This window comes from Paenibacillus sp. FSL R10-2736 (assembly GCF_038000245.1).
In the GTDB taxonomy this organism is placed as follows: Bacteria; Bacillota; Bacilli; order Paenibacillales; family Paenibacillaceae; genus Paenibacillus_AQ; species Paenibacillus_AQ phytohabitans.
On sequence record NZ_JBBOBN010000001.1, the window covers coordinates 3,638,835 to 3,655,019 of the forward strand.

General features: G+C 48.0%; 18 protein-coding genes and 1 pseudogene. 5 read left to right on the forward strand and 14 right to left on the reverse strand.

What is annotated here, in order from left to right:
- Positions 1-3 precede the first annotated feature (3 nt).
- On the reverse strand, positions 4-393 hold the full coding sequence (locus NSQ73_RS15670) for a DUF5071 domain-containing protein (RefSeq protein ID WP_340987182.1): 390 nt from the start codon (positions 391-393) through the stop codon (positions 4-6).
- Positions 394-487: 94 nt separating this feature from the next.
- Between NSQ73_RS15670 and NSQ73_RS15675 the strand changes: the two genes are divergently transcribed.
- Together NSQ73_RS15675 and NSQ73_RS15680 are read left to right on the forward strand one after the other, a co-directional pair.
- Positions 488-712 (forward strand): hypothetical protein, encoded by a 225-nt coding sequence (locus NSQ73_RS15675; protein ID WP_340987183.1) that lies wholly within the window; start codon positions 488-490, stop codon positions 710-712.
- Between the two features lie 8 nt (positions 713-720).
- Positions 721-1,284, forward strand: a pseudogene (locus tag NSQ73_RS15680) (transposase); the annotation flags it as partial.
- A gap of 84 nt (positions 1,285-1,368) precedes the next feature.
- Here NSQ73_RS15680 and NSQ73_RS15685 read toward each other — a convergent pair.
- The 5 genes from NSQ73_RS15685 to NSQ73_RS15705 all read right to left on the reverse strand — a co-directional run bounded on the left by NSQ73_RS15685 (position 1,369) and on the right by NSQ73_RS15705 (position 6,701).
- Complete coding sequence (locus tag NSQ73_RS15685; RefSeq protein ID WP_340987185.1) at positions 1,369-2,235, reverse strand: S66 family peptidase; 867 nt, start codon at positions 2,233-2,235, stop codon at positions 1,369-1,371.
- A 410-nt stretch (positions 2,236-2,645) separates the two neighbouring features.
- The gene (locus tag NSQ73_RS15690) at positions 2,646-3,725 is read right to left on the reverse strand and encodes a hypothetical protein (RefSeq protein ID WP_340987186.1); all 1,080 of its coding nucleotides are present in this window, start codon (positions 3,723-3,725) and stop codon (positions 2,646-2,648) included.
- A gap of 249 nt (positions 3,726-3,974) precedes the next feature.
- Positions 3,975-4,589 carry an HD domain-containing protein gene (locus NSQ73_RS15695; protein WP_340987187.1) on the reverse strand — a complete coding sequence of 205 codons (615 nt, stop codon included), beginning with the start codon at positions 4,587-4,589 and terminating at the stop codon, positions 3,975-3,977.
- Positions 4,590-4,694: 105 nt separating this feature from the next.
- Positions 4,695-5,684, reverse strand: coding sequence for a Gfo/Idh/MocA family protein (locus NSQ73_RS15700; RefSeq protein ID WP_340987188.1), 990 nt, complete (start codon positions 5,682-5,684; stop codon positions 4,695-4,697).
- Positions 5,685-6,701 carry a Gfo/Idh/MocA family oxidoreductase gene (locus NSQ73_RS15705; RefSeq protein WP_340989292.1) on the reverse strand — a complete coding sequence of 339 codons (1,017 nt, stop codon included), beginning with the start codon at positions 6,699-6,701 and terminating at the stop codon, positions 5,685-5,687.
- Between the two features lie 181 nt (positions 6,702-6,882).
- On the opposite strand from NSQ73_RS15705, the gene NSQ73_RS15710 reads away from it, so the two are divergent.
- Positions 6,883-7,749: a MurR/RpiR family transcriptional regulator gene (locus NSQ73_RS15710; RefSeq protein WP_340987189.1), complete on the forward strand. Its 867-nt coding sequence runs from the start codon at positions 6,883-6,885 to the stop codon at positions 7,747-7,749.
- Here NSQ73_RS15710 and NSQ73_RS15715 read toward each other — a convergent pair.
- The 4 genes from NSQ73_RS15715 to NSQ73_RS15730 form a co-directional block, all read right to left on the reverse strand.
- Positions 7,744-8,097 carry an Asp23/Gls24 family envelope stress response protein gene (locus NSQ73_RS15715; protein WP_042137248.1) on the reverse strand — a complete coding sequence of 118 codons (354 nt, stop codon included), beginning with the start codon at positions 8,095-8,097 and terminating at the stop codon, positions 7,744-7,746. The genes NSQ73_RS15710 and NSQ73_RS15715 overlap by 6 nt on opposite strands.
- Positions 8,098-8,119: 22 nt before the next feature.
- Positions 8,120-9,541 (reverse strand): sensor histidine kinase, encoded by a 1,422-nt coding sequence (locus NSQ73_RS15720; protein WP_340987190.1) that lies wholly within the window; start codon positions 9,539-9,541, stop codon positions 8,120-8,122.
- The gene (locus tag NSQ73_RS15725; protein WP_042137244.1) at positions 9,519-10,226 is read right to left on the reverse strand and encodes a response regulator transcription factor; all 708 of its coding nucleotides are present in this window, start codon (positions 10,224-10,226) and stop codon (positions 9,519-9,521) included. Before NSQ73_RS15725 ends, NSQ73_RS15720 begins: the two co-directional genes overlap by 23 nt.
- A gap of 249 nt (positions 10,227-10,475) precedes the next feature.
- Positions 10,476-11,270, reverse strand: a complete 795-nt coding sequence (locus NSQ73_RS15730) for an SDR family oxidoreductase (RefSeq protein WP_340987191.1) — start codon at positions 11,268-11,270, stop codon at positions 10,476-10,478.
- A gap of 117 nt (positions 11,271-11,387) precedes the next feature.
- On the opposite strand from NSQ73_RS15730, the gene NSQ73_RS15735 reads away from it, so the two are divergent.
- Positions 11,388-12,278, forward strand: coding sequence for a LysR family transcriptional regulator (locus NSQ73_RS15735; RefSeq protein WP_340987192.1), 891 nt, complete (start codon positions 11,388-11,390; stop codon positions 12,276-12,278).
- A gap of 108 nt (positions 12,279-12,386) precedes the next feature.
- Here NSQ73_RS15735 and NSQ73_RS15740 read toward each other — a convergent pair whose 3' ends face one another.
- Together NSQ73_RS15740 and NSQ73_RS15745 are read right to left on the reverse strand one after the other, a co-directional pair.
- A complete protein-coding gene (locus NSQ73_RS15740; protein WP_340987193.1) occupies positions 12,387-13,073 on the reverse strand; it encodes an SDR family NAD(P)-dependent oxidoreductase in 687 nt (228 codons plus the stop codon).
- A 45-nt stretch (positions 13,074-13,118) separates the two neighbouring features.
- Positions 13,119-13,685, reverse strand: coding sequence for a cysteine hydrolase (locus NSQ73_RS15745; RefSeq protein WP_340987194.1), 567 nt, complete (start codon positions 13,683-13,685; stop codon positions 13,119-13,121).
- 130 nt (positions 13,686-13,815) lie between these two features.
- Here NSQ73_RS15745 and NSQ73_RS15750 point away from each other — a divergent pair, with 130 nt between their 5' ends.
- A complete protein-coding gene (locus NSQ73_RS15750) occupies positions 13,816-14,415 on the forward strand; it encodes a TetR/AcrR family transcriptional regulator (protein ID WP_340987195.1) in 600 nt (199 codons plus the stop codon).
- A 22-nt stretch (positions 14,416-14,437) separates the two neighbouring features.
- Here NSQ73_RS15750 and NSQ73_RS15755 read toward each other — a convergent pair whose 3' ends face one another.
- Both NSQ73_RS15755 and NSQ73_RS15760 read right to left on the reverse strand, forming a co-directional pair.
- Positions 14,438-15,508: a HAMP domain-containing sensor histidine kinase gene (locus NSQ73_RS15755; RefSeq protein ID WP_340987196.1), complete on the reverse strand. Its 1,071-nt coding sequence runs from the start codon at positions 15,506-15,508 to the stop codon at positions 14,438-14,440.
- The gene (locus tag NSQ73_RS15760; protein ID WP_340987197.1) at positions 15,505-16,176 is read right to left on the reverse strand and encodes a response regulator transcription factor; all 672 of its coding nucleotides are present in this window, start codon (positions 16,174-16,176) and stop codon (positions 15,505-15,507) included. Before NSQ73_RS15760 ends, NSQ73_RS15755 begins: the two co-directional genes overlap by 4 nt.
- Positions 16,177-16,185: the final 9 nt, after the last annotated feature.

Below are 16,185 nucleotides of genomic sequence, written 5' to 3' on the forward strand. Positions count from 1 at the left end.
AATTCAGCTGAAATCCTTGAGCAATTCTCTTGCTGTAATATGGACTTCTTCAAGTTCCTCACCCTTGGTTGGGTTATAGGCTATTCGCTGAATCTGCTTCTCTAATGGATGTCTGAATTCTTCAGGCAATTGGCTAACATAACACTCTAGGCACCATGTCTTCCATATGTCATCTCCTCCGTTTAGAACCTCCTCTATGTATGGAACCGTCTCTTTAGGAACCGTCAGTAACAAATTGGAGATTTCTTCTGCTATAGGCCAGTTTATATCCTGCAGCCATTGTAACAACTCCGGGATTAATGGGATGAGGTCCTTTTTATCCAGCTTCTTCAGTTCGTGTACCCGTTCAAAATCGTGTTTGTCTCTTGGCAATAGAGTGATCGAATCATTCATTTATTTGCCCCCTTCTTAGTATTAGTTGGTCACCAACATCCCTCCTTGTGCATATGCTAAAGCCATATTGCTTACAGGAAGGAAGCTGAATGAATTGCTACGTACGGACCCGGTATATCAGATTCTGAAGTTGCTTGAAGAAGAGAAGGAACCCCGCTTCAATCAAATAGGTATGGACGAAAGAGATTTCAAGATTACCCTGACCCATATTCACGAAGCCGGTTATGCTAATTCAGGTGAGTTAACTCACTCAGGCCTCAACTATATTCACGGGTATGAACAAAGGTTGAATTTCAACCAGTCCCTGCAGAATTCTTAGTATTATATTTGGTAGATTTCTGGTTTACCTGCCCTCGCGTGATCAATGCTTACGCTGCTGCAGGCTACCACTTCATCGGAGCACTGAAAACCAACCGGATTCTGTATCCCCAAGGCATGCGAACTTCGGTGCAAGACTTCGCGAAGCACATCCAAAAATCAGATGTTCGCCTCGTGATCGTGAACGGTTCGTCGAACTGGATGTATCGCTACGAAGGAGCGCTGACTGGAATCGAGAACGCCGTGGTTTTACTTTGTTGGCCGAAGCTGGCTTTTGGGGAACCGAAAGCCTTGCGCGCCTTTTGTTGCACGGATATTTCCCTGGGAACCGAAACCATAGCCACATACTATGCCAAACGCTGGCCTATCGAAATCTTCTTTCGCCAGTCCAAAAACAACTTGGGTTTTGACACCTACCAAGTTCGTTCCGCGAAAGCGTTTATCCGCTTATGGGCGCTTTTAGCTTGCATGGTACGAAAGCAGGTCCAACAAGACCGACTTAGGTATGTTTACGAGTGCGCCCAAAAGGAAATCCCGTTTCATACGGTTTGTGAGCGATTCAATGTTGCCTAAGTGGTATTGGAATTTTCTGTATCGTTTTTGTTCATTTATAGATTCTATATAGAACACATTTCATATCACCCTCGAATCAAGTTCTTATAAGATAATCTCCTGTCCTATTACGATACACTTACCGTTACTTCCATGCCCTATCTCGTCTGTCTTAACAATTGGAAGTTTGGTCGATTCGCTAATCTCCTTAACATACTCTTCAACGACAGAAAATTCATTGTAACGCTCCAGTTCGGTAAAAGATCCCAGGATCAAACCCGCGCACTTGTCTAAATATCCAACTTGTTGAAGTTGAGCGATTAGGGAGACTATTTTATTCGCTCTTCCCCCTAAACTTTCTAAGAGGATGATTTTATTAGTAGGGTCAGGAAAATAGCTAGTCCCAGCCAACTTCATAAAACATCGAATGTTTCCACCGATTACTATACCACTCATATGGTTACCACGAACCCACTTATATTGGAAATCATAAAGATCATTATGACCTTCGAAAAAGGATTGGTAGAAAGCATTTTGTTGTTCTTTTCCATCAGAATAGACCAGATTCATCAACTGATAATGATACGAATTTATATTGCCTAGTGTATATAATCCATTCAGAATTACCGACAAATCACTCATTCCAAAAAAAGGCTTTGGATTCATTCGAATCCTATTGTAATCTATGTACGGTAAGATTTGGTTAGCGGAATCTCCACCTGAGATATCAAAAATAGCCATAATTTCATCATCATTAAATAGTCGATTTAATTCCGCTGCTCTTACCTTAGGAGCACCACTGAAATAGGCATCTCTTCTGAACAATGTACTAGCAACGACTACTTCAAGTCCAAAAGAATTCAGTACCTTGATTAAGGCCTCTACTTCAAGTGAGTTTTCTTCTCTCACACCATCTGAACAAGCGATTAAGCCTACTTTATCGCCTTTAGACAATTTTAAATTCGCGGTCATCTTTTGAATTCCTTTCTTAACTAAGAAACTCTGAATTCTTGATTTTGGCTACAGATTCGGCAATAACCACAGACAAATCATTTTTTTGAGCAAAATTTAATCTGCTATTCACAGGGACGATTCCTGTATATAAAGATTGATGGTCTGACTTACCGTTATAATCATGAAGGTGCATATGACTTATACGATCTTTAAAATGTGTGAAGACTGATTCTTCTTCAAAACCCGCCTTCGCATCGTGACCAACATCCCATGTGAGAAAAAATTTTGAAAAGCACTTAATTTATCAAGCTATTCTCGGATATAAGAGAAATGAAAATTCCCAGTATTCTCAAAACATAATTCAATGTCATAAGTATTGGCTAAATGATAAAGTTCAAAATATGATTCATAAATTATGGCGCAATCATCTACAGCTCATAATAATATTTCAGCTTGTTATTAACGAAATACAGATATTGATGGCCGTATACGATATATCCCAAATCTTCGTTATAGCTGTCGGGCTCTCCCCATGACAGATAGACTTGTTCAAACGTCATGTCGGTAATGATCCGCTCATCCCGGATAGCAGCCCATACGGCATCACTGCTGGGATAAGCTGTTCTAGGATTTTTAAAGTAAAATAGCTCCTTAAGGTAATCAACAGGGTTAACGGTCGTGTCTAGACTGATATAAATTTCCTGACCGTTCGCCCGGCGGATTTGTACCTCTAAACTGCCATCACCGGGACTGGAACGGAAATCTTTGACCGTAACCTTCTCCATGTTCTTAAAAGGACTGTCCGGAATCTTTGCATTTACAGCCCATGCCGAATCACCGTTGAAATTCTCTTTGTAAGCAAAGAGATTCTCTTCCGTGTACAACGTGTCGGTCTCACTGTCGTCCATATCCAGCGTCCAGGTTAGTCCAGCTTCGCTCAGCATGGTGAAAGTAGAAGTATTGGTATCATCCGCGTATTGAACATCTGTCACCCAGTGGCTGCCGGGATGTGCATATAGATAGACCTTCTTGCCCACAGCCTGGCCCATTGTTCCTGGCAGCTTGCTGATGGCGTAGAGCATACTGTTGCTCTTTATTTTGCCTTCTTCCGTACTCCAGATGAACAGCGAATACGAGCTGGTGGCATATTTGCCGTCTATGGCTCCAAGCTTAAGCAGTGTTTTGAACGCGACATAGTTGGAGTTTTTATACAGTATGGAATTGTCCTTGTTCAACTTCGCGCTTCCCTTACTTCCGGTGAGGGTCACAACAGAGGCTACGGTAGCAACGGTAAAGCCGGGAATCTGATTCAGCAGCTTCACAGGTACATAAGCCGAACCATTGACGAGTACAGACTTGGATGCCGAGATCATAAGTGTCCCGTCCACAAATGTGGAAATCTCCGTGTACTTCGGTGCTGCGGCTGCCGCTGCCTGTCCGGTGCCTCCCGGATAACCCAGCCCGATCATCAGCAGTAGTGTAGTGAGCAGTAATACAATCTTTTTCATAGTTGTTCGAATTCCTTCCCCCATTGTATGTAAGCTGCCCCTGGCTGTACGCCGGATTAGCCCAAACCAGTAAATTCGACAATAAGTTAATTATTTCCTGCAAAATTCCTTGAATCATCGACTTTCTGTAGCAGAGATCTGGTGACTTTGAATCAAAGTTGTAAAACATACAACATTGTTGTCTACAGCCATAAAAAAGCAGGCACCTGTGGAAAAATTTCCGGAGTACCTGCTGTTTTATCTGCTTCGTTAGTTGAAATCTACTTCTCCATTGCACTCTGCCTTGAAACGTTCCTGGAACTGCAGCTCAAACTTCAGCTTAGTATCAAAAATTTGCTTCGAGCGGTCGAAATTCAGCTGACCTCGTGACTTCTTAAGATAATTATCGAACTCTTCACTCTCCCAGAACCGGATAGTATCCCATACATTCTCCTCTTCATGCGCACTATGGAAGAATTTCATCCATATATCCATGGTTCCGAAATGATCCAGCATATCAGCATCTTGTACAAGCTTTATGTAGTACGGGAGCTCCTCATGATTGCGAATATTATGTAATGCAATAATATCAGATATGAATTCCAGCTGCTCCGGGGAGCATTCATCCTTCAGCAGTGACTTGACCAGAACAGAGCCGGTCTCCTGATGGGGTTCAATTCCTTTGGTAACGTCATGGAAGATTGAGGCAACATACATGATATCGTCCATTGTACCTTCATCCGGGAACAATTCTTTTCTTAAGCTTAGAGCAATCTTGGCTACCCGCTGACAATGATAATAGACGAACCCCGTCTCTCTCTGCAGATGAGATTTCCGGTGACTCATTGTGTTAAGAGCAATTTCACTAATTCTGTCCAGATTCATTATGTCCACATCCTTTAGGCATTTGTTAATAATTGTATATCAATCCTCTGAAAAGATAAACAAAAGAACAGAGCTTCCCCCAACCGGAAGAAGCCCTGCTCTTTATTATCCGCGATCTGATCCAAACACAAGCCCGGCGCTTGCCTTCGCCTGTTCAATAACCCGCATCACCCGCTCACTGTGTGCGAGCATTTCCGCGGCCGTCTTCCTGTCTTGCTCTCGGATGAATCGTTCGAAGTGAAGGAATTCGTCATACATCCGGTGGGGGTGATCCTTGCGATCCACGCGGACGGGCTTCTCCCGGTTAAGGACGTAATCGTAGGAGTCGCATCCATTCGCAGAACCATTGATCTGAATGTACCCTTCCGTCCCCTGAATGTTCACTGCACCAGGAGCTGTGCTGTCTTTGGCACCAATGCAGACGCATTTGAAATCACCATAGTCCAGCAGCAGCATCCCCGACGTATCGATTCCCCGTTCCATGTTCGCCCGGTATTCCACGTACAGTGGACTTCCGAAGAATCCGAGGACCAGATGGATGTTGTAGATATTAATGTCCATCAAGGCGCCGCCGGACATCTCCGGATTGAATGCAGGCAGAATCTCACCGCGTTTGAAAGCATCATAACGGGAAGAATACTGCGAATAATTGCACGTCACCATTTTAATGGAACCGAGACCAGCCAGCTGCTCCTTCACCGCCACGACATTGTTCAAATATTGATTCGAGATGGCTTCAACCAGGATAAGCTCCCTTCGCTCAGCGATCTCTTTCAGCTCCAGAAACTCCGCCAGATTAGAGGTGAACGGCTTCTCGCAGATAACATGCTTGCCGCTAAGCAGCGCCTCCTTGGTGAAGGCATAATGCAGGTGATTCGGCAATGCCACATATATAGTATCAACGTCTGTATCCTGAAGCATGGCGCTGTAATCTGTATAGAGCCTGGCTATCCCATACTGGTTCTGCAGCTCCTGCAGAGCGTCTTCCCTGCCGGGTCTGGCGAAGATGGCTGTCAGTGATATTCCGGGAATCTCTCCGATGAAGCTGAGCAGATCCTTGACAATCATTCCGGCTCCGGCTATTCCCAAGTTCATTTAGCGGCACCCCTTCATTCCCTGCTCCAGAATCTGCATAACGCCTATGGTCTCTTCATCCTTAATTACCTTATCTGTGCCAAGAACGATGGCATCATAGATCCCGTCATACACCCTGGCATAATCGCCTTTGGCTGAGGTGACCTTCTCTTCATGGTACTTGCCCTCATCATCGAGATACGTTAGAATACCATAATGCTCCGGCAGGTCAATACCGAAGTCACTATGACCCTCAGGCAGGTAAAATAACTTCAAATGCTCCTCCTGACGGTCCTTCGTCTGCTTGACGAACACACCTTTTTTACCATAAAGTACGAAGCTTGGCCGCTCTTTGAGCCGGAAGTAGCTGGATTTAACCGATACTTTTAGCGAAGGGTAGAAGAAATCCAGATCGAAGTAATCATTCATATGCTGCGGTCCCAGCAATTGGCGGACGTCGTAATGAATGGTATCGGGTTTGCCGAAGTATGACAGCACCTGATCAATGGTATGACATCCATGTCCATACAAGTAACTGTAGTACTTAGAGAATGGAGTTGAAGCCGGAACCTCAGGACGGTAGTAATCAAAGTGCATTTCCACTTCCAGCAGATCTCCAAGCTTACCGGATTCTATAACCTGCTGTGCGGTGAGGAAATCCGAGTCATAACGTCTGTTCTGGTAGCACTGAATGACAAGATTCCGCTCTTTGGCGTACTGAAAGATAGAGACCGCTTCTTCTTCCGTCAGCATGAAAGGCTTCTCCACCAGAACATGCTTGCCGTGATCCAGCGCCATTTTGGCATAATGATAGTGGGAATCGGTGTTGGTGCATACTACAATCAGCTGAATCTCCGGGTCATTCATCATTGATTCAAGATCGTCCGTGTATTCAATCCCAGGTACTCTGGGCCATTCCGCTTTCGTAAGCGTGCGGGCATAGATCGTCTTGACCTTCAAGTGATCGCGGTTCATGGAAAATGGAAGGTGGTAGCGGTTGGTGCTTTTGCCGTTGCCGATATAGCCGAGTGTTAACATCATAATTCCTCCTATTCTCTTTCATTAATTATAGAAAAAAAAGATCCGCCGTGAAGACTTAGCAGGCATAACGGTACAATTATCCGTTCATATGTATTTACCGGCGTAAATCCTTGAACATTATGTTCAGAGCCGGGTCTGTTATAGCTTAGAAATTCAATTCTTGAGGTGAACCTTAGTCATGAAGCTGCTGCTGCAATTAAAGGAAATGAACCATTTTACCACCAACGAACGAAGCATTGCTGCCTATATCCTGACCCATAAGGAAAGTATGCTGCCGATGTCCATACAGGAGCTGGCCAAAGCTACCTATACCTCGCATTCTGCGATTAACCGCCTAACCCATAAACTCGGACTTGCAGGCTATAAGGAATTCATTCTAAAGCTGGCCCGGGAGTTCCAGCTGGATGTCCATAGCATTTCTAATGTGGATGTCAATTATCCGTTTGAGCATGGTGAAACGCCCATTCAGGTAGCCAAAGAAATTGCGGAAGTAATGAAGGCAACCATCGAGAAGAATTTTGCTTTTCTGGAGAATGCCCAGTTAGCCGAGGCTGCTGAAATCCTGGACCGGGCCGGCAAGATATTCATCTATGCGCTGGGCGATTCCGAGATCCGGGCGAAGAGCTTCCAGAATAAATTAATCAAAATCAATAAATACGCCGTGATTGCGACGGAGCTCTCGGAGTGGGAATATCATACGGTTAATCTTACGCAGCAGGACTGTGCCATTTTCTTAACCTATCACGGGTTATCGGCGAATAATTTGCAGGCGGCAAAGTACTTCACGCGCAACAGCATCCCCTTTATCACCATCACCGCAGCTCACGGTACGGAATTGGCCAAGCTCAGCACACTGTGTATCCAAGTGCCTGAGGATGAAGTGAAGCATGCCAAGATCGGTACCTTTTCATCGCAGATTGCTTTTGAATATGTCCTAAATGTCATCTATTCCTGCATCTATAGAATCAACTACTCGAAGAACAAGCTGGCTGCACGGCAAGTCGTGAAGGATTTCTATACCGATGACGTGAAGACAGATCTATAAGTTGGGAAAAGCGAGCTTATCGACCTTGATATTCACGATAGGCGGAGACAGACCCAGCATATGCTCAACGGCCTGATGGACGTTATCCTTAAGAATCTGGCATACCTCAGGAATCTTGTATCCGTAGTTAATAATGATATCCAGCTGAATCGCCACGGCTTCATCCGTAACATCCACTGATAATCCATTGGTGCCAATCTTACCGCTTAGGCGCCGGGCCAGAGTTCCGCTGACCGGGTTGCCGGACATTCCGGCAATGCCCGGTGTTTCGGTAACTGCATAGCGGATTATACTTGAAATTACCCGGTCAGAAATCTCCACAAGCCCCTTGAACGTATCCTGCTTCATTATTATTCCTCCTGAAAGTTATTTATCTGGGAATCCGGATCATGAACACCGTCGGCTCCCCTTCCCGGCTCTCCAGCATCAGGGAACCGCCCATCTTCTCTACGTTCTTCTTGGCAATGGATAATCCGAGACCTGTCCCACCGCTTGCTGTCGTCCTGGCTTCATCCCCCCGCACAAACGGATCGAAGATCGTGGACCAGAGCTCCTTGGGAATGCCCACTCCATTATCGGCAATCTCAATCCGGACAGTCGTGTCCTCCGGAATGACCGTCACACGGATGCGTGTCCCTTCAGGATTATAGGCCAGCGCATTGGAGATCAGATTGTTGATCACGCTTGCGAACAGCTCCGGATCATAATGGGCATACACCTGCTCTTCAGGCAGCTGCAGCTGCAGCTGGAACTCTTTTTGCTCAATTTCCCCGTAAGTGTCGGCGATAATCTCCCGAAGCTGATCCCCCAGCTCCAGCCGCTCCACGCGAAGAATGAAATCCGGTGAATCCAGCTTGAGCAGGTCCAGCATATGCTGAATCAGCTTCGTCACCTGTACGGATTTGGTATAAATGTAATTCAGGTATTTGGTCTGCCGTTCAGGGTCCGTAACCCGTCCTTCGACCAGCGCCTGTGCATAACCCTGAATACTGGTAATCGGTGTCTTCAGATCATGTGACAGATCGACCATCAGCCGCTGCTTGCTCTTCTCGGCCTGCCGCTTCTCCTCCGTAGTCCGCTCAATGACATCCGCCATGTAGTTGAAGCTATTGCCAATCCGCAGAAACTCCGTCTCCGCATAGAGGGCAATCCGTGTATTGTAGTGCCCTTCCATCATACGGTTCATCCCCAGATTTAGAACCCGCAGCGGCTTCTTGATCCGTCTGGAGACCCAGTAGCTATATACAAAAATCAGCATCAGAATCAGCCCGCTGACCACAAACACATAAAAGAACACCGAATGGTTCAGATAGGCCACCAGCATTTCGTTGTTAATGGATACGCTGACCACATGGCGGGGAATCTTGAGCAGCAGCCAGGCCACTCCGCTGTCACTATCCACTTGAGAAATAGAGTAGTAATAGGGCTGATCGCTGCGGTTCTCCAGCTCCTGGAACAGACTATTCTCATCATAGCCCAGGGTCTGATCCTGCTTCTCTCCAATAACGCGGATGACCTGCTTGCCCGAATCGAGCAGCTCCAGCCACCCTCCGCTTTGCAGCAGCCGGTCGCTCTCCGGTCCCTGGCCCAGCTCGTTACGGTAATCTCCGGCTTCGACCGACAGATCCGGATCGGGGATCAGCTTCTCCATGATGACGTGAGTGATATCCTTCTGGATGAACAGATAGACCACCAGTACAAGCATCACCAGCATACAGTTGAACAGCAGAAAGTCGATCGTCAGCGACGTTTGCAGCGGGCGGTTATCTCTACTTTTCCACGGGTGCTTCAATTTTGTACCCCAATCCCCTGATCGTCTTCAGGTATTCCGGTTTCTTGGAATCGCGCTCGATCTTATCGCGGATATTGCTGATATGCACCATGATGCTGTTATCCTCATAGACATAGAAATCTTCCCAGACGGCCTCATAAATCTTCTTGCGCGTAAATACCCGGCCCGGCTGCTCCATCAGCAGTTCGAGGATTTTGTACTCCGTAGAAGTCAGAGCTACCGGTTCGCCGGCCACCTCAACCTGACAGCTGCTCCGGTCAAGCGTTAACCGTCCGAGCACAATCTGTTCCTTCGTCTGCTCTTCTTCTACAGCCTTGGCATCGAACTGGTGCACCCGCCGCAGCAGAGCCCCGACACGGGCAACGATCTCCAGCGGATTGAAGGGCTTGGAGATATAATCGTCTGCTCCCAGCTCAAGACCGAGGATTTTATCATGATGCTGGCTCTTGGCTGACAGGAACAGCACCGGGAAATGCTCATGCTCACGAATCCGCTTCAGCAGCTGCAGCCCGTCCATCCCCGGCATCATAATATCCAGAATGGCCAGATCTATCTTGTTATTCTGCATCTGCTTCAACGCCTCAATCCCGTTCTGTGCTTGCAGAATATTGTATTCCTTCTCCAGATACAGCTGCAGAAGCTCTACAATCTCCGATTCATCATCCGCTATGAGAATGGTATACATGGTGAAATCCCCCTCTATCTAGTCATGCAAGCTGCGCTAACTGTAACTATAGCCTGCCATTCTTAATCCAGTCTAAACCAAATCTAAAGAAAAGCTAAAGATTAAAGCTGCTAATCTTAAGAATGATATCCTGAAACAGACAAAAAGAACAGCCTGGAGCAGCCATTAAGTGGCTTGCCGGTCTGTTCTTTATATTTTAGCGCAGAATCGATCCTGTATTGCCAGTGAAAGTGAAAGTAAGGCTGCAGCTTAGACCGTAGGCACGGTTCCTCCGTCAATCACATATTCGGCCCCCGTAATGGAAGCTGCACGGTCGGAGGCCAGGAATGCCACCAGCTCGCCTACTTCCTCTGGGAAGCCGGGACGGCCCAGCGGAATCCCGCCCAGCGCATCCATTACAGACTGCAGCGCGCTTTCCGCACTGCCCGTAACCTTGGCGATATTCTCCATCATGGCATCTGCCGCTGTCGTTTGAATGAATCCCGGAGCTACGCGGTTTACACGGATGCCTTGCGGGGAGAATTCTTTGGAGAGGCTTTTACTGTAATTGCTTAACGCAGCCTTGGCGGCAGCATAGGGAATGGTGGACTCGATCAGCGGCAGTACTCTTTGAATAGAAGAAATGTGGATAATTACGCCCTTACCCTGTTCCAGCATCAAGGGGATCAGACCCCGGTCGAGCCGGACGGCTGCAAGCAGGTTCAAGTTCAGCGCATCCATCCAGTGCTCATCGTTTGCCGCCAGGAACCCGCCGGGAGGCGTAGAACTGCCGCCAATGTTATTCACTACGATATCGATGCTGCCGAAACGTTCCTTAACCGCCGCAATCACTTTCTCCACGCCTTCTTTAGCAGACAGATCTGCTTGTACGAACAAGTCAGCATCTGCCAATCTGGACGGGAGTGTGCGGGCAGTAGTCATCACTGTAGCGCCGGCAGCCTTAAACCGGTTTACGATGGCCTCCCCCATACCTTTAGTTCCGCCTGTTACGAGTATTTTTTTGCCTTCATATTCAGTCATTGGATTTGCATAAGTAATTGTCATGGTTTGGTTCCCCTTTTCATCATTTGATTCTTTAATCTTATGCTTGATTTACTCATGCGTCTAATTTATTATTTTCATTAAATCCATTACAAATATTAATATAAGAGGGGGCCTGAAATGGAGCTAACGCAATTGGAGTATTTCCTGACTGTGGCCCGGCTTGAGCATATGACTTTGGCATCCAAAGCGCTTAGAATTACCCAGCCCGCGCTGAGTCATGCCATCTCCAAACTGGAGAATGAGCTGGGCGTTCCTTTATTTGAGCGGAATGGACGGGGCGTTCAGTTGAACCGGTATGGGGTAACGTTCAGCAAATGGGTGGAAGAAGCCATGAAGAACATCGGTAACGGTATTCGTGAAATTGATGAATGTTCGAATGCGGAGACAGGCGTGGTACACATCTCATATCTGAATATTCTCGGTGTTGATCTGGTGCCTTCACTGATCAGGGATTATCAGGCGGGCAACCCCAAGGTCCGGTTTGATTTGTATCAGGGAAATCACGGGGATATCGATGAAGCTCTGGAGACCGGCACTTCTGATATGCTGATCACTTCCAGAGAAACCACAATGAACGATGACGAATGGATGATTATCCGGCGCATGCCGATCTTTATTGTGGTATCCACTCAGCACCGGTTTGCTTCACGCTCAAGTCTGAGTTTGTTTGAGCTGTCCGGTGAACCCTTTGTCGGCTTGAAAACGAACTGCGGGCTCAAAGCTACGATTAGCTCACTATTCAAAAACACCCATTTCGAGCTGGCCTCGACCTATGAAGCAGAGGACCTGATTACGGTAGCCGGCTTCATCAAAGCCGGGCTTGGAGTCTCTGTACTGCCCCAGACGCTGGGCTTGATGCTGGATGGCCTGGTCTGGATTCCGATTGAGGAAGAGGGCTGGGAATGGGAGGTCGGCTTGAAATGGCGTCATGACCGTTACCTGTCTCCTGCCTCCAGACGGTTTCTGGATTATATTCAGCAGACTTCACTGGAGCCTGTACGGGGATAGTGGAATACGGGGTTGCTGTAGATTTCCGTCTACAGACACAAAGAAAGAGCGGTCTCCTTATACGGGGAACCGCTCTCTTTTGTGGGCTATTGCCAGTGTCATCATTCCTCAGGATAAGGCTCTGATCACTTCTCCGCCAGCGCTGCCGGCCGGCAAGGAGGCAAGGTCAATAATGGCATCAACAACCGTAGCCGGATCGTTCGCACCTCCCGGGTTCTGTTCCGTCTGCAGATTGCCGGGATCGAACATATTAACGATGATTCCGTGCTTAGCTTCCTCAACCGCCACCGTTTTCATCAACGCCTCCAGACCTGCCTTGGCAGCTGAATAGGCACCCAGTCCCGGGTAGACCAGATTGGCCATCACCGAGGTAATGGATACGATGCGTCCATATTGCTGCTCTCTCATTATCGGCAGGAAAGCGTTAGTTACGAGATAAGGGCTGTACAAATTGAGCTGTAGAGTTTGATCCCAAGCCGCAAAGGTTAAGTCGTGAATATGTGTCGGGGCTCCTGTTCCGCCCGCATTGTTGATCAGGATATCCGCCTTCCCTGCCTGCGCAATTACTTGGTCACGCAGGTGCTGGACCTCTTCAGGAATTGTAACATCTGCAGGAATGACTATCGCTCTGCCACCGGACTCTTCAATAAATGAAGCTGTCTCTTGCAGCTTCTCCTGACGTCTGCCTACCAGAATGACGGTTGCACCCTGCTCTGCCAATTTAATCGCTGCAGCTCTGCCAAGGCCTGTACCCGCACCTGTTACTACTGCAACCTGATCTGTTAATGAACCCATAGTACTGTCCTCCTTCTATTCTTAAGAACTCCGTGACTAACATTCTTACTTCAACGAATTTGCCCAGGACTCTACCGTCAGCACATCAGCTTGGGCGGGAAATACCTTCCCGGTAAGCACACGGTGAACCTCAGGATCGGAGTCGATACAAGCATCTGACAATACGGTAAGACCATAATCCTTATCTGCCGCTTCGCGCAAGGTAGACAGGACGACTCCGCTTGTTGCGATACCGCTCAGAATCAGCTTATCTATTCCGCGGGAGCGAAGCAGCTCCTCCAGCTCACTCCCGGAAAATGCGCTGACACGGTATTTGCCGACAAACGGCTCGTCCGGCAGAGGCGAGAGTGCGGCATGAATCTGCATCGACGGGTGCTCCGCAGTGATTCCGCTATTGCCGGGCATTCTGCCGAACATTTTGTTAAGTGGGCTAATCTGAACACCTTCGCGCATGGCAACACCAACATAAATGACCGGTATGCCATGCTCGCGGGCTGTCATTATTGCCTTCTGAAAAGGCAGTAGAGCCCCTTCTTCCTGTACATATCGCGACACAATGGCATTCTGCATATCCATCACCAGCAGTGCGGTCTGGCTTAGTTCCTTCGTCACGTCTTGCACACTCCTTCGTTATCGAATAGTATGAAGTGGAGAACTCTCCGCTTATCCTTGCCTTGATATTAAACGGAGAGGTCTCCACTTGTCAAGGCGGGGACTACAGAAGAACAGGAAGTGATGATCAATGGATCAACCGGTTATTAACTGCCGTCCCGAACGCAAAGACGCCGCCGAGAACCGGCAGCGTATTCTGGATGCAGCATTACGATTATTTGAAGAGCACGGCGTTGAGCCGGTCAGTATGAATCAGATCGCTGCGGAAGCGCAGATTGGTGCCGGAACGCTGTACCGCCGGTACCGCAACAAAAACGAGCTGTGCATGGACTTAATCAGGGACCCCGTGGATCAATTGTCCAGGGACATTAAAGCGTATCTTCAAGACAACAATTCCAGCCCGCCTTCCGAACGGTTACGGGGACTGCTCGCCCTGTTTCTGCAGTTCAAAGAAATCCATGCCGGACTGATTGCAGGCGTTGAGCATTCGTCTGCCGCACTGGGTGCGCATTCCAGGACAAGCACTTCGCTGTATGAAGAATTCCATCAGCTGCTGGTTCAGCTTTTTGAAGAGGTCAGTCTGGAAGCCCGGCAAGCCGGACCGGACAGTGTATTCAGAGCAGATATGCTGATGATTGCCCTGAGCAGTGATTCGTATCTGTTCCAGCGCAATGTACGCGGCAACTCCCAGGACACCATACTGGATCAGCTGTGCCAGACATTTATTTAGAACCCTGCGCGCAGGCTCTGCCCTATCTGATATTCAAACGGACGCTGAAGGTGGTTCCGGTTCCCGGTTTGCTGTCTACACTAATCTTGCCGCCGAGCATTTGCAGCGCCTTCATCACCAATGCCAGCCCAAGGCCGTTGCCTTGCTGCGAATGTGAGGTATCGCCCTGATAGAATTTATCAAAAATATGCTTGAGCGTCTCCTCGTCCATACCGGAGCCGCTGTCCGTCACCCGTACCACTGCATAACCGGCTATGGTTGTCAGCTTAAGCGAGATTTTTCCGCCTGGAGCGGTGAATTTGATGGCATTGGACAACAGGTTGTTCCAGATTACCTCCAGAATACTCTCGTCATACCTTACGACAATCGTCTCCAGATCAGCTTGAAAGGTGATGTCCTTGCTCTCCCACAGATTCTCATAGGCCAGAGCGCAGCGCCGCAACTGTTCACTGAGATCATAGGGTGCGGATAAGGGAAGGATCTCCTGATTCTCCAGCTTGTTAAGCTTCAGAATATTGGTGATAAGCTCCGACAGATTCTGTGAGGCGTTCATAATTGTATCTGCATATTTATTCCGCTGCTCATCTGACAGCTTGTCTTGCTGTATAGCCCGCGCATAGCTCTGAATGACGGCCAGCGGCGTCTTGAGCTCGTGGGATACATTGGCGATGAAATCATCCTTGAGTGTCTCAATGCTGGAGAGCTCCTCCGCCATGGTGTTGAAGTCTTCGAACATGACTTCTACATAGTCCTTCTTGCCATCCTTGCGCAGCGGAGCCAGCCTGACCGAGAAATCACCCTGGGCGATCTTCCTGGCAGCATCGCTAAGACGCCGCATAGGCCGGCTGAAGGAATAGTGGCGGAGAATGCCGGTGACTACACTGAGAACCAGGCTGATGAACAGGAAATAGCCGATCATGGAAGGCGCTATGAGGAGTGCGGAAGTAATGCCGTCTTTTCTAAGCGAGAAGTAGATCATCACAAAACAGCCGTTAACGATCATCAGGGCGATAGACAGCAGTATCCAGTCCTTCCAGAGGACGAAGCTGGTGTTGATCCGTTTGTTCTTGTTCTTGTTCCCTCTCCCGCTCATAACGGCTTCGCCTTATAGCCGAGTCCATGCACTGTGACAATCTCAAAGTCCGGACAATGGGAGAATTTATCCCGCAGCTTGGTGATATATACATCTACCGTGCGCGGGCTGCTCTCGCTGTCCAGTCCCCAGAATTCATCCATCAGCTGGTTGCGCGTGAAGGTTTTTTTGGGATAAGACAGCAGCTTAAACAGAATATTGAATTCTTTGACCGTCAAAGCAACCTCCTCATCATCCACATATGCCGTCCGTTCATCCGCATTCATCAGCAGACTCCCGATAGACAGCCTTTTGTCGCTGGCAATACTCGCCCGGCGCAGTAACGCTCCGACCCTCAGCACCAGCTCATCCATATCGATCGGCTTAACCATATAATCATCGATGCCGATACGGAAGCCCTTTTGCTTGGCAGAAATATCATCCCGGGCGGTCATGAATAATATTGGAATGGTCTTGTCCTGGTCGCGGATTAACGATGCAAATTCAAAGCCGTCCATCTGCGGCATCATGATATCAGAAATGATCAGATCTATCATATGGTCGACCAGCTTGTCAAAAGCCTCCATGGCTGTGCTGCAGCTGACCGGTTCATAACCGTTCTCTTCCAAAAAGGAGCACACGATTTGATTGAGCTTCAGATCATCTTCAACCACCAGAATACGGATCATGCAGATCCC

Bases quoted from the DNA above. Each gene is read 5' to 3' on its own strand.
- NSQ73_RS15670 (WP_340987182.1), bottom strand. From the start codon at position 393: ATGAATGATTCGATCACTCTATTGCCAAGAGACAAACACGATTTTGAA.
- NSQ73_RS15685 (WP_340987185.1), bottom strand. From the start codon at position 2,235: ATGACCGCGAATTTAAAATTGTCTAAAGGCGATAAAGTAGGCTTAATC.
- NSQ73_RS15690 (WP_340987186.1), bottom strand. From the start codon at position 3,725: ATGAAAAAGATTGTATTACTGCTCACTACACTACTGCTGATGATCGGG.
- NSQ73_RS15695 (WP_340987187.1), bottom strand. From the start codon at position 4,589: ATGAATCTGGACAGAATTAGTGAAATTGCTCTTAACACAATGAGTCAC.
- NSQ73_RS15700 (WP_340987188.1), bottom strand. From the start codon at position 5,684: ATGAACTTGGGAATAGCCGGAGCCGGAATGATTGTCAAGGATCTGCTC.
- NSQ73_RS15705 (WP_340989292.1), bottom strand. From the start codon at position 6,701: ATGTTAACACTCGGCTATATCGGCAACGGCAAAAGCACCAACCGCTAC.
- NSQ73_RS15710 (WP_340987189.1), top strand. From the start codon at position 6,883: ATGAAGCTGCTGCTGCAATTAAAGGAAATGAACCATTTTACCACCAAC.
- NSQ73_RS15715 (WP_042137248.1), bottom strand. From the start codon at position 8,097: ATGAAGCAGGATACGTTCAAGGGGCTTGTGGAGATTTCTGACCGGGTA.
- NSQ73_RS15725 (WP_042137244.1), bottom strand. From the start codon at position 10,226: ATGTATACCATTCTCATAGCGGATGATGAATCGGAGATTGTAGAGCTT.
- NSQ73_RS15730 (WP_340987191.1), bottom strand. From the start codon at position 11,270: ATGACAATTACTTATGCAAATCCAATGACTGAATATGAAGGCAAAAAA.
- NSQ73_RS15735 (WP_340987192.1), top strand. From the start codon at position 11,388: ATGGAGCTAACGCAATTGGAGTATTTCCTGACTGTGGCCCGGCTTGAG.
- NSQ73_RS15740 (WP_340987193.1), bottom strand. From the start codon at position 13,073: ATGGGTTCATTAACAGATCAGGTTGCAGTAGTAACAGGTGCGGGTACA.
- NSQ73_RS15750 (WP_340987195.1), top strand. From the start codon at position 13,816: ATGGATCAACCGGTTATTAACTGCCGTCCCGAACGCAAAGACGCCGCC.
- NSQ73_RS15755 (WP_340987196.1), bottom strand. From the start codon at position 15,508: ATGAGCGGGAGAGGGAACAAGAACAAGAACAAACGGATCAACACCAGC.
- NSQ73_RS15760 (WP_340987197.1), bottom strand. From the start codon at position 16,176: ATGATCCGTATTCTGGTGGTTGAAGATGATCTGAAGCTCAATCAAATC.